The 19,078-nt window shown below is 46.4% G+C and carries 17 protein-coding genes and 1 pseudogene; 14 read left to right on the forward strand and 4 right to left on the reverse strand.

Translation table 11 applies throughout. From position 1 onward, the window contains the following. The first annotated feature begins 21 nt into the window (after positions 1-21). Positions 22-1,485: a GH1 family beta-glucosidase gene (locus tag ACYVE4_RS10000; RefSeq protein WP_461039516.1), complete on the forward strand. Its 1,464-nt coding sequence runs from the start codon at positions 22-24 to the stop codon at positions 1,483-1,485. A gap of 204 nt (positions 1,486-1,689) precedes the next feature. Here the strand turns inward: ACYVE4_RS10000 and ACYVE4_RS10005 are convergent, their stop codons facing one another. After that, a complete protein-coding gene (locus ACYVE4_RS10005; RefSeq protein WP_461039518.1) occupies positions 1,690-2,580 on the reverse strand; it encodes a sugar phosphate isomerase/epimerase family protein in 891 nt (296 codons plus the stop codon). 266 nt (positions 2,581-2,846) lie between these two features. Here ACYVE4_RS10005 and ACYVE4_RS10010 point away from each other — a divergent pair, with 266 nt between their 5' ends. From ACYVE4_RS10010 to ACYVE4_RS10055, 10 genes are all read left to right on the forward strand, one after another. Next, the gene (locus tag ACYVE4_RS10010) at positions 2,847-3,686 is read left to right on the forward strand and encodes a crotonase/enoyl-CoA hydratase family protein (protein WP_461039519.1); all 840 of its coding nucleotides are present in this window, start codon (positions 2,847-2,849) and stop codon (positions 3,684-3,686) included. Positions 3,687-3,791: 105 nt separating this feature from the next. Next, on the forward strand, positions 3,792-4,673 hold the full coding sequence (locus tag ACYVE4_RS10015; protein ID WP_461039521.1) for an SDR family oxidoreductase: 882 nt from the start codon (positions 3,792-3,794) through the stop codon (positions 4,671-4,673). 137 nt (positions 4,674-4,810) lie between these two features. Then, positions 4,811-5,329, forward strand: coding sequence for a DUF4494 domain-containing protein (locus ACYVE4_RS10020; RefSeq protein WP_461039523.1), 519 nt, complete (start codon positions 4,811-4,813; stop codon positions 5,327-5,329). A 134-nt stretch (positions 5,330-5,463) separates the two neighbouring features. Next, the gene (locus ACYVE4_RS10025; RefSeq protein WP_461039525.1) at positions 5,464-5,913 is read left to right on the forward strand and encodes an HYC_CC_PP family protein; all 450 of its coding nucleotides are present in this window, start codon (positions 5,464-5,466) and stop codon (positions 5,911-5,913) included. Between the two features lie 78 nt (positions 5,914-5,991). Further along, on the forward strand, positions 5,992-8,331 hold the full coding sequence (locus tag ACYVE4_RS10030; RefSeq protein ID WP_461039527.1) for a TonB-dependent receptor: 2,340 nt from the start codon (positions 5,992-5,994) through the stop codon (positions 8,329-8,331). 102 nt (positions 8,332-8,433) lie between these two features. Then, positions 8,434-9,000 (forward strand): AraC family transcriptional regulator, encoded by a 567-nt coding sequence (locus tag ACYVE4_RS10035; RefSeq protein ID WP_461039529.1) that lies wholly within the window; start codon positions 8,434-8,436, stop codon positions 8,998-9,000. 122 nt (positions 9,001-9,122) lie between these two features. Next, complete coding sequence (locus ACYVE4_RS10040; protein WP_461039530.1) at positions 9,123-10,250, forward strand: glycosyltransferase family 61 protein; 1,128 nt, start codon at positions 9,123-9,125, stop codon at positions 10,248-10,250. Between the two features lie 112 nt (positions 10,251-10,362). Further along, complete coding sequence (locus tag ACYVE4_RS10045) at positions 10,363-10,719, forward strand: four-helix bundle copper-binding protein (protein ID WP_461039531.1); 357 nt, start codon at positions 10,363-10,365, stop codon at positions 10,717-10,719. A 55-nt stretch (positions 10,720-10,774) separates the two neighbouring features. Beyond that, on the forward strand, positions 10,775-12,265 hold the full coding sequence (locus tag ACYVE4_RS10050) for a hypothetical protein (protein WP_461039533.1): 1,491 nt from the start codon (positions 10,775-10,777) through the stop codon (positions 12,263-12,265). A gap of 56 nt (positions 12,266-12,321) precedes the next feature. Next, on the forward strand, positions 12,322-12,687 hold the full coding sequence (locus ACYVE4_RS10055; protein WP_461039534.1) for a heavy-metal-associated domain-containing protein: 366 nt from the start codon (positions 12,322-12,324) through the stop codon (positions 12,685-12,687). A gap of 72 nt (positions 12,688-12,759) precedes the next feature. Here ACYVE4_RS10055 and ACYVE4_RS10060 read toward each other — a convergent pair whose 3' ends face one another. After that, the gene (locus ACYVE4_RS10060) at positions 12,760-13,134 is read right to left on the reverse strand and encodes a hypothetical protein (RefSeq protein ID WP_461039536.1); all 375 of its coding nucleotides are present in this window, start codon (positions 13,132-13,134) and stop codon (positions 12,760-12,762) included. Positions 13,135-13,527: 393 nt separating this feature from the next. Here ACYVE4_RS10060 and ACYVE4_RS10065 point away from each other — a divergent pair. From ACYVE4_RS10065 to ACYVE4_RS10075, 3 genes and pseudogenes are all read left to right on the forward strand, one after another. Continuing rightward, a pseudogene (locus ACYVE4_RS10065) lies at positions 13,528-13,743 on the forward strand (MBOAT family O-acyltransferase); the annotation flags it as partial. Positions 13,744-13,935: 192 nt separating this feature from the next. After that, on the forward strand, positions 13,936-14,823 hold the full coding sequence (locus ACYVE4_RS10070) for a DUF5694 domain-containing protein (protein WP_461039537.1): 888 nt from the start codon (positions 13,936-13,938) through the stop codon (positions 14,821-14,823). A 20-nt stretch (positions 14,824-14,843) separates the two neighbouring features. Next, positions 14,844-15,566: a carboxylesterase family protein gene (locus tag ACYVE4_RS10075; protein WP_461039538.1), complete on the forward strand. Its 723-nt coding sequence runs from the start codon at positions 14,844-14,846 to the stop codon at positions 15,564-15,566. Positions 15,567-15,581: 15 nt separating this feature from the next. On the opposite strand, the gene ACYVE4_RS10080 is transcribed toward ACYVE4_RS10075, so the two are convergent. Then, complete coding sequence (locus ACYVE4_RS10080; protein ID WP_461039539.1) at positions 15,582-16,433, reverse strand: DUF4249 domain-containing protein; 852 nt, start codon at positions 16,431-16,433, stop codon at positions 15,582-15,584. Between the two features lie 2 nt (positions 16,434-16,435). Continuing rightward, positions 16,436-18,928, reverse strand: coding sequence for a TonB-dependent receptor (locus ACYVE4_RS10085; protein WP_461039541.1), 2,493 nt, complete (start codon positions 18,926-18,928; stop codon positions 16,436-16,438). Between the last annotated feature and the right edge of the window lie 150 nt (positions 18,929-19,078).

Consider the following 19,078-nt stretch of genomic DNA (forward strand, 5'->3'; position numbering starts at 1 on the left):
ACGATCAATCCCCAACACAGTATGTTAAATAATTGTGTTGGGGATTATCATTTTCAGACAACGCGGTACTTTTGCGGGATTCAGCCATCTATCGATACTGCGTTGATTAACGAAGTTGCTATTCCGCCTTTTTCAATACCATTTAGCCGCAAGGATTTCGGTGAAAATTTTATCTGGGGAACCGCTACCGCTGCATATCAGATTGAGGGAGCCGTAGACCGGGATGGCCGTACTCCCTGCGTTTGGGATACGTTCAGTCGACAGAAAGGCAAGATCAAGACGGGTGAAACGGCCGATATCGCCTGTGAATTCTACGATCGCTACGAGTCTGATCTTCAACTACATAAATCACTCGGATTCGATGCCTTTCGCTTCTCCCTGTCCTGGTCACGAATTTTACCCGACGGTCTTGGCCCCGCTCACGGCGGACGCATCAATGAAGCTGGACTGGCCTTCTACGATAGACTAATCGATTATTGTCTGGAACTGGGGATTACCCCCTGGATTACGCTCTATCACTGGGATTTACCACAAGCACTCGAAAATCTGGGCGGCTGGCCCAACCGGAGAATTATCGACTGGTTTGCTGACTTTGCGGACGTTTGCACCAAAGCCTTCGGTCATAAAGTCAAGCACTGGATTATCCTGAACGAACCGCTGGCTTTTTCGGTACTGGGTTATTTCACGGGTCAGCACGCGCCTGGCCGACGTAGTTTTCGAAGTTTATTGCCCGTTATTCACCATACGGCACTAGCACAAGCCGAGGGAGGCCGTATGGTCCGGCAGAATATCCCAGATGCTCAGGTAGGCACAACGTTTTCCTGCTCCCCAATCGATCCGTTTACCCCCCGCGATCAAGCTGCCGCCAACCGTGCCGATGCGCTGATGAATCGGCTGTTTATCGAACCAGCTCTAGGGTTGGGTTATCCAGCCAAAGAATTGCCATTTTTGTCGGGTATTGCAAAGAAAGTGGCCAAACCCGGTGATATGGAGAGGTTGGCCTTTGATTTCGATTTTATTGGCCTGCAACATTATTTCCGGGCGGTGGTGGAGCAGTCGTATTTTATGCCGTATCTGTGGGCCTCCCAAGTATCGCCCCTACGCCGGAATGTATCGACCATTACTGAAATGGGCTGGGAAGTTTACCCAGAAAGTATGTACCGGGTTATTCAGCAATTCAGTCAATACGAGGGAGTTAAAAAGATATACATCACCGAAAGCGGGGCAGCTTTCTACGATACGCTTCAACGGGGGATGGTATACGACGTAGCCCGGCTTACCTACCATCAGGACTATCTTCAGCAAACATTACGTGCGAAGCAAGATGGACTCCCCGTTCACGGCTATTTCGCATGGACCTTTCTCGACAATTTTGAGTGGGCTGAAGGCTTTCGCCCTCGCTTCGGCCTGGTCTACGTCGATTTCAGAACCCAGCAACGTATTGTAAAATCTTCCGGCAAATGGTTTCAGCAGCTGTTGGCTTAGGGCATAGGTGCAAGGTCATGGGGTAAAATTTAGTTTATTTTTACTCCATACCCCAGGTCTGTGTCCTCACAGCCCCTTGTGCGTCAGCCAGCGCTGCCATCCGGGAAGGGGTCTGTGAAGACACAGACCTGGGGAAGTGGTTTTAGCAGTTGTTAGCGTTGGGCATAGGGTGATTAAGAAATTCACCCTATGCCCAACCCAAAACTACATGCTCATTTTCTCCATGTTGCGGTAGCTAATCGCAATTGATTCTAATGGAGGGAGTTTGCAGACATCCTGTTCAACGAAATAGTGAGCTAGACCAGCCGTTTTCTTCGCATCGAAAATGCGCTGAAAATCGATGGAACCCGTACCGACTGGTGCAAATGCCCGTTCGGGTGTTTTTTCCATGTCTTTGATGTGCCAAAGCGGGAACCGACCAGGGTGCTTTTTAAATAAGGCAACGGGGTCCTGATTCGCGAAGGTGGCCCAGTATAAATCAAGTTCGAGTTTTACCAGGTTTTTATCTGTCCCATTCAGCAGCACATCGTAGGGCATTTTACCTTCTAACTCCTTAAATTCAAAATCATGGTTGTGGTAGCAGAACTGAATACCAGCGGCTTTACACACCTCCGCTGATTTATTGAACAGGTCTGCAAACTGTTTGTAGTCGTCCAGTTTTTTCCGTTCGTCGGGAAACAGGTAGGCGCAAACCATATATTTCTGACCAATGGCAGCGGCATCATCAACGGCCCGCTTCCAATCATTCGTCAGCGTTCCTTTCATGTTGGGCATTGTTTTCCCAGTCGTATAATGTCCACTAGGCGCTGCCAATCCTAAACTTTTCAGGTATGCGCTATACTCTTTGGCTGTTTTACCGAAAAATTTCCCATCTGAGTAGCCAAACGATTCCACTTCTTTATAACCGATTTCGGCTACTTTTTTCAGCGTACCATCCGGGTCTTTAGCCATCAGATCGCGTAGCGTATACAACTGTAAACCAACGGCTTTTGGCGTAGCGGCAAAGGCATCCAATTGAGACAAAAACGCGGCCGAGGTAGCCAGAGCGCTCAACTTAAGAAACTGTTGACGAGTAATCTTCTCTGAGTAATTCATAGACGTAATAGGTCAGTTAAGCAACAAAAAACAAATTGTCGTTGCATTCAATGGCAAAAGATGGGTGTAAGTCGGGTTTACTGTTCTTAATCAAAATCGGCTTGTTTTGGGCTATAATTTAATTCGTCGATAGCGCAACAGGCTAGCTTTTTTAGACCGTAACCTCGTAATAAACGTGATTGACCATCTCAGTATTGGTATTCATTACTGCCAATTCGGTAATTCTATTACCTTTACGCCAACCCTCTGCAAGCCCATTTGCTGTTATGGAACAAACGTATCAATCCTTATCCTTAACAAAAACCGACGGCGTTTTAACGGTGTCATTGCTTGGCCCTGGCAAGGGAAACGCCATGGGACCAGAGTTTTGGGAAGAACTCCCGAAGACGATGGATGCCATTAATCTAATGACCGACATCCGATGCATTGTGTTTCGGGGAAGCGGTGATCATTTTAGTTACGGCCTGAATTTGCCACAAATGATTCCTCGCCTGATATCAATGACAACCGGCACCGTTTTAGCCAATCAGCGAGCAGAACTCATGGCGCAAATTCGACAAATGCAGTCTGGTTTTCAAAAAATGCACGAGTCGCCGAAACCTGTCATAGCTGCCGTGCATGGCTGGTGTATAGGTGGTGGGGTAAACATGATCGCAGCCGCCGACATCCGACTCTGCTCCCGCGACGCGAAGTTTAGTCTCCGGGAAGCCAAACTCGCGATCACACCCGACATTGGTGGTCTTCAGTTTCTGCCGCACATTATCGGTCAGGGATTTACGCGCGAAATGGCGTTTACCGGTGCCGATTACGATGCCGCTTTCGCCGAACGAGTGGGCTTAGTCAATCATGTGTACGAAACGCCGGATCAACTTTTTGAAGCTGCTGCAACACTGGCGCATCAGATTGCCAGTAATCCGGCTTCTGCCGTGCAGGGAGCCAAGCGGGTCCTTAATTACAGCCTGAACAAATCTGTCGAAGACGGTCTGCAATACGTAGCCGTCTGGAATTCAAGCCAGCTTCAATCCGACGATTTCTCTGAAGCTATGCAGGCGACTCTGGAAAAACGCCAGGCCGAATTCAACCGAAAAATAAACCGGGGGTATTAAATGATTGAATTGTTGAATGATTGAATAGGCTTACGCTAGCATATTTATTCACCGCGACAATAAACCTTTCATTCAACAATTCAATCATTCATCAATTCAATCATTATGACCACAGGAATGTTGCGCGATGATGCGCTGAAGGGGAAAACCATTATTGTTACCGGGGGCGGTACAGGCCTTGGGAAATCGATTAGCCGCTACCTGCTGCAATTGGGTGCTAGTATTACGATCTGTAGCCGTCGGCAAGCTGTGATCGATGCAACGGCGGCTGAACTGATGGAGGAAACGGGCGGCCAGGTGTTGGCCGTTCCGTGTGACGTACGCAATCCTGCTGAAATTGAAGCGGTTATTGCCAAAACGCTGGAGAAATTTGGCCAAATTGATGGCCTGCTCAATAACTCAGCGGGCAACTTTATCAGCCCCACCGAGCGACTATCTTATAAAGCGTTTGATACCATTGTCGACATCGTTCTGCGCGGAACGTATTATTTTACCTTAGCCGTCGGGAAGTACTGGATTGACGCCAAAATTCCCGGTACGGTGCTGAACATCTCAACAACCTATGCCACAACGGGGTCGGGTTACGTCGTTCCATCGGCAGTAGCGAAGGGCGGGGCGCTGATAATGACCAAATCATTAGCGGCTGAGTGGGGTAAATACGGCATTCGACTCAACGCCATTGCGCCGGGGCCATTTCCTACGAAAGGTGCCTGGGATCGACTCTTTCCAGAACCTTTAATGAAGATGATGGATCCGGTTAGTCGTATTCCCCTCAAACGAGTGGGCGAACATGGCGAACTGGCTAATCTGGCGGCTTTTCTGCTTTCGGATTATTCAAGCTTTATCACTGGCGAATCCATCACGATTGATGGAGGTGAAGTCCTGATGGCGGGTGAGTTTAATCACCTCGAAAATGTCTCTTCTGAGCAATGGGATGAGATCGAACAGACCATCAAACAAGCCAATCGAGCGAGTAAAAAAGAGTGATAAAAAGTGATGAGTTATAAGTGATAAACGATGAGTAAAAGCAATAAAAATTCATCACTTATCGCTCATAACTCATCACTCTTTCCGCACTTTTACCTCATAAAAATTGTTATTTTTACGTATCAAAATCTTAAAAAATGCCCAACTGGTTTCTCGGAAAAATCCGATTTCAGCAGCCTATCGACGATGCGAATGTCGGTAGCCGGAATGAAGAATTTATCAAGCAAAAAACGGTAACAGAAGCGTATCTGGTCGATGCCGTCAGTTACACGGACGCCGAAACCCGGCTATATCAGGAGATTGCCGCCAACACGCCCGACTTCGATATTACCAATATTTCGCGCATGAAACTGGCCGACGTTTTTCATAATGAAGAGGGCGGTGAAATCTGGTATAAAGTAAAAGCCATGTTTATCACCGACGATGAAAAAACGGGCAAACAGAAGAAAACGCCGAGTGTGATGCTTGTGAATGCCGAAAATCCAAAGCAAGCGTACGAACGCGTTGAACTAAGCCTGAAAACAGCGCTGGACCCGTTTGAAATCACGGATGTGAATACGACGAAAATCCTTGAAATTTTCCCTTATCACGCAGATGAAAAGCGTAACCTACGCCCACTCAGCGAGTTGATAAGCCCAGAGCCCGAAACGATTTAAGCTTCAAATGCCCCGAACGTCCAGTACATTCGGGGCATTTTTTTACAGGTTCGCCTGCATGTTTTATAAAATTCTGGACTTTTGGTCACGTTTGCTTGCATCGAATTGCTTTCGTTACGGATATTTGTCCCACTATGAAACGCACTCTGTTCCGATTATTCAACCTCTTGATGGCCTGCGTCGTGCTGCTGAGCAGTACGGGCTTTGGGTTGGTTGAACATTCGTGCCAGATGCGAGGCAAGAAGAAAACGATGGTTGTCGCGTTTAGCGATGTGAAAGCCAAACCAAGCTGTGCAACGGACAGCCAGTCGGGCGCAACGGATCAGACGACGGTTCGGAAAACGGTCTGCTGTCAGGACGATCATCAATATGAGAACATAGATGTTTCATCGTCGCTGAGCCAGCTACTTGCCAAATTTGTGAAGACGGTCACTGAGGCCGTTATTGCTGAAGTTACTTCCGTTTTGACCTGGCTTGTCGATTGGCTGTTTGCAAAGAAGTCGGCGACTATTTCTGCATTTCCTTCTCCCCCTTCGCTTTCCGGGCGCGACATTCTGACGCTCGTTCGCACACTCCAGATTTGATTCGTTGATTGTTAAAGTTCAACGCATGTCGGCACGACATGTGTATGTTGTATTTTTAATCTATCAATCAACGAATACATGAAATTTCTCCAAATATGGGGGTTTCTGATAGGCTGTAGTCTCTGGTTTTCAGGCCATTCTGTTGCTCAGTCTACTCAAAAGTCCCACATTGATTCCAGCCAGACTGCTCTTGTTCGAGGCCAGGTCAGCGAACTCGCCAATGGCAAACAAGTGCCACTCGTTGGTGCAACCGTAATTTGGGTCGGTACAACTACTGGCACGGCTACAGATGCCAATGGCCATTTTCAATTATCGACTCACTCTTCATCTAACCAGCTCATTGTTAGTTATGTCGGCTACCAATCCGACACAATAACGATTACGAATCCATCTATCGAAGTGGCCGTTACGCTACGCAGTACCCGAACGCTTCAGGAAGTAACGGTATCGGGACCACCTGGCCAGGTTGATCGGATTAATCCCATCCAAACGGAATACATCAATCAGCGAACGTTGGCCAAAGCTGCCTGCTGCAACTTATCCGAAAGCTTTGAGACCAATGCTTCCGTCAGTGTATCCTATAGCGATGCGGTTACGGGATCGAAACAGATTCAATTTCTGGGCCTGGGCGGTCAGTACGTTCAGACTAATGTCGAAAATATCCCGACTATTCGTGGACTGTCTACGGCGTTTGGTTTAAACTACATTCCGGGTACCTGGATTACTGGCATCGATATTGGCAAAGGAGCTGGCTCAGTCGTGAACGGTTATGAATCGATGAGTGGGCAGATGAACATCGAACTGCAAAAACCCGATGATAAGCAGAAGATTTTTCTCAACGGCTATGTGAATAGTTTCGGGCGGATCGAAGGCAATATCAATTGGTCGACACCCCTTGTCAGCAAAAATAGAGCAAAAAATCTCTTATGGCCAAATCAAAAAGACCGATCTGTAGCTGACCCACGATGGAGCATGGCGCTTCTGGGTCACGTGAGTACACTTCGTACGGAAATCGACCAGAACAACGATGGTTTTCGTGATTTGCCACTTTATACGCAGGTCAACGTTGTGAATCGATATCGCTACAGCAGCGACCGGTTCATGGCACAGTTTGGCGTGAAGGCCCTTTATGAAGATCGGGATGGCGGTCAATTGTCGAGCTTTGGGGGCTCGCGCTATAGTTTTCTCAATACGACCAAACGACTGGAAGTTTTTTCAAAAACAGCCAAACTGTATCCAGACAAGCCCTATAAGGGTCTGGGGCTCATTCTGAATGGCGTCCATCATGAGCAATCGGCCCGTTTCGGTTTTGCGCCCTACGACGGTCGACAGCAAACATTTTACGCGAACCTGATATACCAGAGTGTTATCGGTACAACAAATAACAGTTTCAAAGCGGGCCTGAGCTATTTATTGGATGACTATCAAGAGAATTATCGGGCAATCAATGCCGCCCGAACCGAATCAGTACCCGGTGCTTTTGTAGAGTACACATACACATATCCCGAAAAACTGACCTTTATTTTGGGCGGTCGACTGGATTTTCATAACCTGTTTGGAACCCAGTTTACCCCTCGGGCTCACCTCAAGTATAGCCCTAATCAGACGTTTACCTTACGGGCATCGGCTGGACGAGGTTTCCGGGCCGCGAATCCCTTTGCCGAAAACTTTGGTTATCTGGTCAGCTCACGGACGGTTTTCCTCAGCAACCCGTTGCAATCCGAATCTTCGTGGAATTACGGATTGAGTCTGACAAACGATTTTACTGTATTAGGTAAAAAAGCATCACTGGTACTGGATTTCTATCGGACTGATTTTCAGAATCAATTGATCGTTGACCTTGAGCATCCCGGCGAACTTTATTTCTATAATCTGACAGCATCAGGCCGACAAGGGCGTTCGTATGCCAATAGTTTTCAGGCAGAACTGAACGTACAACCCGCCAAACGATTCGAGGTAAAAGCAGCTTATCGGCTTTTCGACGTCGAACAAAGCATGGGTGGCCCATTTGGCGAAGAACGATTACTACCTAAAATGATGATTAGTCGGGATCGGGTATTGCTCAATGCTGGTTATGCCTTGCCATACGATAAATGGAAATTCGACGCCACGCTGCAATGGAATGGTCCCCGACGGATACCTTACCTGCGCGAAGGCTACGTTCATACCGGCTACCAGAATATGCCTGTCGACATGGCACCAGGATTTTATAATCTTAATGCCCAAATAAGTCGTGGATTTCGTAGCGGCTGGGAAATCTATCTCGGTGGCGAAAACCTGACGGGCTTCCGTCAGCTTAATCCCATCATTTCGGCTAACGATCCTTTCGGCCCCCGTTTCGATGCGGGTGCCACTGTCTGGGGGCCCATTACGGGTCGTATGGTGTACATGGGCTTTCGTTTTAAACCTCCCTTCTAAACCGGGATTTAGCTGATTTAGGGATTAAACGGATTTCGCTAATCTCTTTTTTCAGCTCAAAACAAAATCAGATTAATCCCTAATTCAGCTAAATCCTGGTTCATGACACTCACTATCCGAAATATGGTGTGCGACCGATGTAAGCGAGTCGTACGCGAGGAACTCGAAACGTTGGGACTCAACGTTCATCGGGTTGATCTGGGCGCGGTTGAAACAGACAGTTTGCCCTCGACACTTACCCTTGACGATATTCGCTTAACGCTACAAAAAAATGGATTCGATTTGGTCGATGATCGGAAACAGATGTTGATCGAACAGATTAAGGTTCTGTTAATTAACGAAATCCAGCACTTAAAAAGCGAGCGTTTGCCCACCGAAAACTATTCGACATTTCTGGAACGTAAGATCGGCTACGAGTACTCGTATCTGAGTGGATTATTTTCGGCGAGTGAAGGGCAAACCCTTGAGAAATACATTATTGCCCTCAAGATTGAAAAGGTAAAAGAGTGGTTGCGTTATGATGAACTGACACTCAGTGAGATCGCCTGGCGGCTAGGGTATAGTAGCGTCCAGCATCTATCCAATCAGTTTCGACAAGTAACCGGCCAAACGCCAGGCCAGTTCAGAAAAGCCACTACTGCCGAACGACGTAACCTGGACGAGCTTTGATAGTCAAAACAAACAGGTTGCAGCAATAAGGATTAGCCCAACTAATCCTTTGCTCACCTACTTATACCCATAAATGATATCGAACCGATTGTAATCAATCGGGTTTCCAGAAATGTACCTCTATGGTTCAGAAAATTAAACATTTGCTGAGTCGATTGGCCAGTGCCTTTCTGCGGCTGATCGGCATTGCTGTATTGACTAAGGATCAGACAGAAACGTTTTTAAAACCATACCTAATCGCCAGTAATCCAGCGACTCGTCTGCAACTTCCTGCAGTACCTAATGCGCTTGATCCAACCCGATTGATCTTCTCGCCAATCGAGATCATGACACTACCCAGTTACGTTTGGAGTTACCCGCATAATGGCCAGACCCTGAAGCAACTACCGTATGGAAGCTGGTTAGTTAGTACTCAACTTCTTTGCACCAATTTTGGCGATAATCATTTGCTGAAAAATCTGAAGAGCTGGCAGGGCCGTAAGCCATACATTGCGAAAACCGCAATTGCCCCCTGGAGTAATTACATCGATGGAGTTGCCTATGGTGGTTATTACGACTTTATGATGCTGGTAGCCGCTCAATTGTGCCGGATCAAAGATGCCCTGTCAGATACTGAATTCATTACGTCAATCGTATCTTATCCACTTTTCAACACATCCTACGAACAGGAGTTTCTGGCTCTGATCGGGCTTAGTTCAGAACGTATAATCGATAGCCGTGTCCAGGCGGTTCGGGCTGAACGAATTATTCTTGGTAACAATGGACACTGGTTTTATCCGAATATCGCGGATATCTTATCGTTAAGGAAGCACATAGAATCACAATTAAAATTCGAACGGAAAACTCGTAACCGCATTTATATCAGCCGTTCCGGCAGACGTTGTCTGGCAAATGAACAGGAATTACGCAGCTTACTGGATAAATACCATTTTGTATATATTGAGGATCGTCCCAGATCGATTGCTGAGCAGGTTGATATCTATAAAAATGCCTCATTTATCATAGGGCCTCACGGAGCATCGTTCACGAACATTATCTGGTGCGAACCTGATACACAACTCCTGGAGTTATTTTCCCCCAATTATGTATCCGTCCATTTCCGGTACTTAGCAGCTATCATGCAGATGCGATATGCTGCTTATTATCAGGGCAATCCAAAAGAAAATCAGTTCGCAGCTCTGGAAGAAAATATCTACGTATCTGTACCCGAGTTGGAAAAATACCTGATTGGGCTACTGGCCACAGCTTGATACCTCCAGATTACTACACATCTCCTCCAGAATTATGTAAAAACTCTATCGGCTGTCTATAGTTATTTTGAAAGACCAATGGTGGTCGATTCAACTATAACTCAACAAGTCTATGGAAACGATGCAACACGCACACAGTCATGTAGATACCTGTTTTGAATGCGCCGAAGCCTGCGAGCGCTGCGTAACAGCCTGCCTGGAAATGGGCGACAAAGATGGCAAAGGTCACGATATGACGACCTGTATTAAACTTTGCCGCGACTGCGCTGATATCTGTACTTTATGCGGACGTTTGGATGCCCGTGGCTCTGATTTTTCTCATGATTACATGGAACTCTGTGCCAAGGTTTGTGATGCCTGTGCCGACGAATGCGAAAAACATGCTGGTCACCACGCGCACTGTAAAGCCTGCGCCGAAGCCTGCCGAAAATGCGCTGAGGAATGTCGGGCGATGGCCGCACATGCCTGATGCGAAGCGACGATAGCCTTTAAAAAGGCTATCGCATTATTTGAACAACAAGCTAATGAACAAATTTTTATTTGGCCTACTATTGACTCTCAGTGGAGCAACCTTTGGGCAACATCAGCATCACGAAGGAATGCCGATGAAAACCCCGTCCAAGCCTGATACCACTAAACCAATGAATCACTCGATGCACGACATGCGCGGGGATGATGGTATGGATAAATTGGGGATGATGGGCGACATGGCGATGTTCAATTATGGCCTTACAATGGATACAACCATGGGAATGACGCATTCGCTTTCGCGAAACTTGCCCATGAATCGCAATGGCTCTGGTACGTCGTGGCATCCTGATAATACGCCAATGTACGCTTACATGAGCCATCCATCGCCAAAAGGCTGGAGTTACATGCTGCATTATGCTATTTACCTGCGCTACACTAGTCAGAATGTGGCTAATGCCGACAAGCGAGGATACGGTCAGCAATTCGGAGCACCGAATTGGTTTATGGGCATGGCCCAGCGAAAAGTAGGCCAGCGGGGGCTGTTTCAGATTCGAGCCATGATTTCCCTTGACCCATTAACGGTTGGCAACGGAGGCTACCCTCTTCTATTTCAGACCGGTGAAAGTTACAAAGGCCAGCCTCTGGTCGATAAGCAGCACCCTCACGATCTGATTTCGGAGTTATCGGTTAGCTATAGTCATTCGGTCAATAAGGACATCGATATCTTCGGCTATGTTGGGTATCCTGGCGAACCAGCCCTTGGGCCACCCGCGTTTATGCACCGTATTTCGGCATTCAATATTCCCGACGCTCCCCTGAGCCATCACTGGCAGGATGCCTCACATATTTTGTTTGGCGTTGCTACTGCCGGATTTCGCTATAAATGGGCTAAACTGGAAGCATCGAGCTTTACGGGTCGCGAACCAGACGAGCATCGGTATAATTTCGATAAACCCAAATTCGATAGTTATTCATATCGAATATCTATAAATCCATCGCCATCGTTGGCCCTGCAATTTTCGCAGGGATTTTTACACAGTCCCGAAGAAACACATACCGCAGAAAATATAACTCGAACAACGGCATCCATTTTGCATAGTAAAGGATTGGGCCCGAATCGGTATGTCGCATCGGCTCTGGTTTGGGGTCGAAATAGCCATGATGGTGAAGGCGACAATTCATTTCTGGCGGAGAGCAGCTTACAGATAAACAAGGTCGCTTTGTATGGTCGATACGAAAACATTGGAAAGACAGCGGCAGAGTTAGCGATTATTGATCCGTACTTTGGCGGCATTCCCGCTGACAGACCACTCATTATCAACAACGTAACGCTCGGCATGAATTACCGAATTATACAGACACGTAACACTGATCTTGTATTGGGAGCCCAACTTACGAGTAGTATGCCAGAAAAATCGTTGCAGAGTCTCTATGGCAAAATGCCGCTCTCGGGTGAAATTTATCTTCGTCTGACACCTAGCTTAATGACCATGCGCACAATGAACCATACTGGCGCACCTCAAATGCATAAAATGCACCGCTAAGTGGGCACCATTCAACGCAAATTTTCGTTAACAATTCACTATAAACCAGTTATCTCATGTTTCGTAACCTAGTTCTAACCGCTCTAACGTCCCTGATAATCCTGGGCAACTCATTTGCCAGCACTTCTACCCGCGACGACAAAGAGAAAGAAGTTAAGATTAAAACATCGGCCATTTGCGGCATGTGTAAAGCCCGTATCGAACGAAACCTCACTTTTGAAAAAGGCGTCAAAGAAGCGAATTTAGATGTTAAATCGAAGGTTGTAACAATCAAGTATAACCCAGCGAAAACGGATGTTGATAAGTTAAAAGCCAACATCAGCAAAACTGGCTACGACGCCGACGAACTGGTTGCCGATGAAGCTGGCTATAATAAACTACCAAGCTGCTGCAAAAAAGGGGGCGGAACGGATCACCAGTAAGTATATAGTTATCAATAGAATGGGCTCACAATTAGCTAATTGTGAGCCCATTCTATTGATAACTGTCTCATTTTATTGGCGAATTATATACTCAATTTCGATGGTCCGCTTTCCGTCTGGAGATGGTTCATGAATGTTTATTCGTTCGACCTGCGTTCCTTTTTTATTAAGCACTTCTTTCGCATACTTAGCGTTCATTGTCGGTTTACCATTCAGCAAATACGTCACCGTCTTTTCAGGATAATCGAATAAATTAACTGGAACCCGGCGCGTACTCATGACAACTTGCCCAGATGTGCCACGCGATGGAGCGAAATCAATGATTTCAGCATGATCCGGTTTGATTTGTTGATACGTTGGAAATGATTCATTCTCTGTCTTAACAGACTGACCATGTAGGCGCATCGATGTCCAGCCTACCACTAGAAGAAATAGTATACGTTTCATACTGCCAGCGAATTTCATCTGTAGACCCCGCTATCCGCTTTTCGGTTGTAAATGCGTTATAACCATCTGAATCGCTCCATCAACCGACTTTCTTTCCAAATGAAGCGTCGGCTCTTTTGAATAAGTGGTTTATTTCTGAGTGAACTGACCAACTGACCGTTACAGGTTCCACGCAGAATTTCGATTGTTCACAAATAATTCTACACTCACCCCGCCTTACTTTCCGTATGCCCTTCAACTCATTAATTTTGAGTTAGTTATCTGGATACCCAACCAGGACATCAGTGCGTGGTTATTGCACACACCCTTTCTAAAGCCCCTTATTTTGAGTTAGCGGTTATTTCATGTGAAAAATAATCCTATTCCTATTTACAACCTGGACGGGTGTGCTGGCCTTACGCTGCTATTGGTTTTTCGGATTTCTGACGTCGCTGGCACATTACTCTTTCTATCTGGCTACGCGATTACGTTTATATTCCATTGGGTGGTAACCGACCTGGCACCCTTAGAACGTATGTGAACCTAATGGTTACCACGCTGCTGGGCGGACTCTGGCACGGAGCATCCTATACATTTGTTATTTGGGGAGCGCTGCACGGCTTATTTATCTACTTCCAGTTTTAGTTATTCTACTTTATCCAAAAACAATAAAACTAACTAACCTTCAGGAGGCTTCTGGTTTGGGAGGTGTAAACGTTGACGTAGGCATTTACCTCCCCAGCCTAACTTTCTGATCATTTACCATGTCTATTTGATTGAATCGGCTATCTTGTCGAATTAGTTATTGCTGGCTCAACCTGAATGACAACTCATCGAATGATCCGATTTAATATGATATGGCCCCTACTGGGCTTTATTCTATTCGTTAGTGCCACCGCTCCTTGTCAGGCCCAAACCGATCCGCCAATACAGGTCATGCTTGTTGGCTTTGATCATTTAGCTCAACTCTACAATCAATCGCCACAATCGGATGTTCTGAGCCCTAAAAAACAAGCCGAACTCGCTAAGTTACATTTGTGCCTTCAACAATTTGCTCCAGACATGATCCTGGTTGAACTTGAGCCGAGTCAGCAACCACATCTGGATAGTTTATATCGACTGTATCAGAGCGGAAAACTGGATTTGAAGACACTAAAGGAAGGCCGTAGTGAAACCTATCAGGTTGGGTTTGCCCTGGCCAAACGGCTTGGCCATCAACGGATTTATGGCGCTGATCATTATGAAGCCACATCTCAATCATTGTTAGTCGATGGTGAACACATCGAATCGTTTCAGAAGGCGTTACGTCAATTTCAGGGTGTAGCCCGTCCGCTGAAAAAACAAGTACAACAAGACAGTTTATCGCTTTATGATTACATACGGCGGTTGAACCAGCCGGATATGATTGCCATGACCCATCACCTTTTCTATAATTTACCAGCACTGGTTACGAACGGCTCGTTTTCAAAAAATGCCCAGACAACCGTTGATGTGAGCCATGTTGACAATCGGTACATCGGAGCCGAATACATCAGCTTGTTTTACAATCGAAACCTAAAGATTTACAGCAACGCGCTGACGATTCAGCAACAGCACAATGGCAGAAAATTGCTGGTAATGTTTGGACAAACGCATATTGGCGTACTTCAGGAGTTATACAAAGCGAATCCAACGTATGAGGTTGTCTCCCTGCTCGAGTATTGCCGCTAAGAATCCGTTTACCTAAGACAATGATTTCTCCCATCTATTCATCCATGCGATTACGCCCGTTTTTTCACTATTTGTCTATTTTCTTCCTGTTTTTTTGCGCCGGGCTATATGCACAGCCGACGGCTAAAACCAAAGAAGCCTATAAATACCTGCTCTACCTGCCCAAAAACTATGCCTCTGAAAAATCGGATTTTCCACTGGTTATCTACCTTCATGGCAGCTCACATCGAGGGCAGGATTTAGCGAAACTCAAGTCGTATGGCTTACCGCAACTTGTTGAACAGGGGCAGGATTTTGACTTTATCATTGCATCACCCCAATGCCCCAACGGCAAATTCTGGTCGACGGACAATTGGTTTGAACCGCTTTTTGAAGAATTGAAAACTAAGTACCGGATTGACCCAAAACGCGTGTATCTGACCGGAATCAGCATGGGAGGTTATGGAGTCTGGCAAACGGCCCTGGAATATCCTGATAAATTCGCGGCCATCGTTCCACTCTGTGGCGGTTGTGATGACTCCACGAAAGTCTGTCAAATCAGGCACATACCGATCTGGACGTTTCATGGAACTACCGATTACGTTATTCCTATCAATGAAACGGAGCGGTTAGTTAAGCGATTAAATACGTGCGGTGGTCAGGTAAAATTTACACGACTGGAAGGCGAAGGGCATGGTATTCAATATCTCTACAAAGACAAGACCATCTACGACTGGCTACTGGAACAGCGTAAACAGAATTAGAACGAGCGGCTATTTTTATCGAAGAGATCGGGTAGCTATCACCTGATTATACGCGCCAAAGCAGCCCAAACCGCCTTGAATATTCGTCGGAATCGGAACCAGTTCGGCAAATGGATCACCGTCGATTGCCAGTTGGAGGGATAATGCCTGATGATACTGATAATAGGGAGCATCCAGATGCCATAGTTTCATAACTAACTCGGAACCAACTACATTATCAACGTAGCCTGGCGTCGAGATAAGCAACGTACCATTGTTACCGTCATCGGTAAACAGCCCCTGCTCATTGCCAGCAAAAATAACAGGTTGGCTAACAATGGGCTCACGCGGATTGGCCGGTTGGCTGATGATTTGGCCACGCAGTTGATAAAAATTGGTTGCGTTGGCCGGATCTTGCCAGGCTGTGCGTGTCATCAATTGTATACCGTTTCCAGAAGTAGGCTTCTCCCAGGTAACATCAATCGATTGAATGGGGATACCATCCGGAACCCTGGCCGAAGCCGTTACCTGCTGACCATTCGCAGCTTTTACGGTCAGATTGTACGTTTGACCAGCCACAATCGGCACGGACTGAGCATTAGCCTGGTAATATCCAAGTTGCTTATTATACACAAACGACACACTTCGTGGTCCATCTGATAAGGTCACCGCAGCATCGCTAACAGCTGGATTACGGGTTGGATCATTAGCCAATAACGGACGGGAATAAGCTACTTTGGCGGTCAGTATAGTGTCCTGTGGGGAAATAAAACAAGCGACAACCAGCTTACGAGCCCCGGCTCCCAATCCGTCTGGCACGACTTCTTCGCTCAGATTGCCGCAGGCAGTCAGGCCGAAAATAAGACTAATGAACAGAACCGTTTTCATAATCAAAATTTGATTGAGTAACTCACAGAAGGCAGTACCGAAAAAATAGAATAGCGATATAGAACCGTTTTCGACGGTAATCCGGGGCCTTGGTCTTGGCCTTCGAGTGAATAATAGAATGGATTGCGCCGGTTATATGCATTGTACACACCGATCGACCAAGTCCGCTCGTAAATCCGCCGTCGACGCCGAATCTGCCAGTTCAAATCGAGTCGATGATAGGACTCGGCCCGCATACTGTTTCGATCACCGTATTCCTTTACGTTCGGCCCTGTACCAAACAACGCTTCGGCGGACTTTGAGGGGTTACCTGTCTGAGGCTGATTGACATAACCCGGAAACCGTGAGAGTGGCAACGTCAATGCATTACCTGTACCATACACCCATGTTCCTGCCAGCGTCATAGTAGACGTCAGTTCGAACAGTAGTACAATCGAAGCATCGTGTCGGCGATCGTAACGTGGGAAAAATGGCTTACCTCCGTTTAATTGGTCAAACTGCCACTTCGTTTGCGAAAGGGTATACCCAATCCATCCTGAAAGTCGGGGTAACCAGTCGGAATTAGCCTTCTTCTGTACCAGCACTTCTACCCCCTCCGACCACCCTCGCCCAGTAGTGATATTATTCGCCCAATTCTGACTGTTCTCCGTACCTGTACGGCTTAGAAAACTAGCACCTTCCTTGTAGCTAATCAGGTTATTCATTGTTTTGTAGTAAGCTTCAAGTGTCAAGGTCAGGCCCGATTTTGTCAAGTCATTCGCTAACCCAACCGCCACCTGCCGGGCCTGCTGCGGTTTCATTTGCGAGGTAGTTGGTATCCATAAATCGGTTGGCAAACCTACTCCCGTACTCGACAAAAGATGTACGTATTGATTCATGGTAGCATACGACGCTTTCAATGATAAATTAGGTTGTAACACGTAAGCAATTGATAACCTGGGTTCTGGCTTGATGTAACGAGCCGATTGTTCCGATGAACTAGTTTGTTCCTTGGGAATAACAGGTTTAACTGGAGGATTAGGTTTATCAGCTTTAGACAGCACACCACTACCAATCAATTCATAATGACTTAAGCGCAAACCACCATTGATTCGTAAGCGAGTAGTTGGCTTCCAGGTATCTTCAAGCCACAAGCCAGACTCCAATACATCAATATAATGTCGTTCAGATCCAGCACCTCCGTTGTCATCCGGTAATACAACGGCATCGGGTGTAAACCGATGATAGATGCCCTGTATACCAAACCGCAGTTCATGAATGGGGTTGATGAACCGTTCGCGACTATATTGCAATGTCATATCACGTATGCCCGATTGATAGCGCAAAGCATACAATTGTGTTGTTGATCCACTATTCAACAAATAATCGTTGGACACAGAAAGACCATATTGACTATAAAAGACGGACCAGTGAGTTAGATCATTCTCCGAATGGACCTGGTCCCAACGTAATGCAGCTACCGTATTTTGCCAACCTAAGCTTGCCCGAGACGACTTCGCCGTGAGTTGGTGGAAATTACTGAACTGATCGCGACTGAAAAACGTGCTAACACTAAACTTGTTACGAGCATTTATCTGCCATTGAAATTTACCATTCAGGTCGTAGAAATATGACTTCGTAGCAACTGAATTATTACCCGATAACTCACTTATCGGTTCAGTGATTAAGTCTACATACGTACGGCGAGCAGCTAGCATAAATCGAACCCTACTCTTCAATAATGGCCCGTCGGCGGTTATACGTGAGGATATAATTCCAATACTGGCTTCTGTGCGCAATGTATCGGAGCCTCCTATTTTTGTATCCATCTCAATCACCGACGATACGCGCCCGCCAAATCGAGCAGGAAATCCCCCTTTTGTCAGTTCCACCCGGCGCAATGCATCACTATTAAAAGCCGAGAAAAAGCCCAAAAGGTGATTTGGATTATAGACAGTAGCCCCGTCTAGCAAAATCAGATTCTGGTCAGGTCCGCCCCCTCGCACGTAGATACCTGCATTCCCTTCTGAGCCTTTCTGCACGCCTGGCAGCAATTGAATAACTTTCAAAACATCCTTTTCGCCAAACAATGATGGCACTTTAGTTATTTGACCAATCGAAACGGCTATCTGACTCATTTGCGGATTATCACTAACACGTTGGTCCAGAATAGGCGCCTTAACAACTACTTCACGAAGCGTATTTCCGGCAACCATTGTAACAGTCAAGAGCGTATCGCGTGCTGGAAGAGAAAAAGTTTGGGGAGTATATCCAGTGAGTGCGAAAGTAAGTTGCAGGCTTTCCTGTGCAGGAATAGCCAGACTAAAGTAACCCAAAGCATTTGTGTAAGTACCAATATGTTGATCTGGCCAGGCCACACTGACATTGGCTAATGGCTTTTGATCGGCTGCGTCATACACATAGCCACTTAGACTTAAACTATGCTGTGCCCAGCTTGCCTGAGACAGAATTAGTGTAAACCAGATTGCTAAGGCATACCGTATCGATTCATCCATAATGCATCTTATTGGGTTGTTACTCCAGATACAAAATACATCTAATCATGCAAGCCCACCACTGATAATCAACTCATTAATAAACTTGATTAATTTACCCAGAAAAGATTGATTAGCTAAACAAAGGGATAGAAATTACACGCAACAATA

The sequence above is a fragment of the Spirosoma harenae genome (assembly GCF_054776975.1).

Bases quoted from the DNA above. Each gene is read 5' to 3' on its own strand.
- ACYVE4_RS10025 (WP_461039525.1), top strand. From the start codon at position 5,464: ATGAAACGCACTCTGTTCCGATTATTCAACCTCTTGATGGCCTGCGTC.
- ACYVE4_RS10010 (WP_461039519.1), top strand. From the start codon at position 2,847: ATGGAACAAACGTATCAATCCTTATCCTTAACAAAAACCGACGGCGTT.
- ACYVE4_RS10020 (WP_461039523.1), top strand. From the start codon at position 4,811: ATGCCCAACTGGTTTCTCGGAAAAATCCGATTTCAGCAGCCTATCGAC.
- ACYVE4_RS10000 (WP_461039516.1), top strand. From the start codon at position 22: ATGTTAAATAATTGTGTTGGGGATTATCATTTTCAGACAACGCGGTAC.
- ACYVE4_RS10075 (WP_461039538.1), top strand. From the start codon at position 14,844: ATGATTTCTCCCATCTATTCATCCATGCGATTACGCCCGTTTTTTCAC.
- ACYVE4_RS10040 (WP_461039530.1), top strand. From the start codon at position 9,123: ATGGTTCAGAAAATTAAACATTTGCTGAGTCGATTGGCCAGTGCCTTT.
- ACYVE4_RS10005 (WP_461039518.1), bottom strand. From the start codon at position 2,580: ATGAATTACTCAGAGAAGATTACTCGTCAACAGTTTCTTAAGTTGAGC.
- ACYVE4_RS10045 (WP_461039531.1), top strand. From the start codon at position 10,363: ATGGAAACGATGCAACACGCACACAGTCATGTAGATACCTGTTTTGAA.
- ACYVE4_RS10055 (WP_461039534.1), top strand. From the start codon at position 12,322: ATGTTTCGTAACCTAGTTCTAACCGCTCTAACGTCCCTGATAATCCTG.
- ACYVE4_RS10015 (WP_461039521.1), top strand. From the start codon at position 3,792: ATGACCACAGGAATGTTGCGCGATGATGCGCTGAAGGGGAAAACCATT.
- ACYVE4_RS10030 (WP_461039527.1), top strand. From the start codon at position 5,992: ATGAAATTTCTCCAAATATGGGGGTTTCTGATAGGCTGTAGTCTCTGG.
- ACYVE4_RS10080 (WP_461039539.1), bottom strand. From the start codon at position 16,433: ATGAAAACGGTTCTGTTCATTAGTCTTATTTTCGGCCTGACTGCCTGC.
- ACYVE4_RS10085 (WP_461039541.1), bottom strand. From the start codon at position 18,928: ATGGATGAATCGATACGGTATGCCTTAGCAATCTGGTTTACACTAATT.
- ACYVE4_RS10035 (WP_461039529.1), top strand. From the start codon at position 8,434: ATGACACTCACTATCCGAAATATGGTGTGCGACCGATGTAAGCGAGTC.
- ACYVE4_RS10070 (WP_461039537.1), top strand. From the start codon at position 13,936: ATGACAACTCATCGAATGATCCGATTTAATATGATATGGCCCCTACTG.
- ACYVE4_RS10060 (WP_461039536.1), bottom strand. From the start codon at position 13,134: ATGAAACGTATACTATTTCTTCTAGTGGTAGGCTGGACATCGATGCGC.
- ACYVE4_RS10050 (WP_461039533.1), top strand. From the start codon at position 10,775: ATGAACAAATTTTTATTTGGCCTACTATTGACTCTCAGTGGAGCAACC.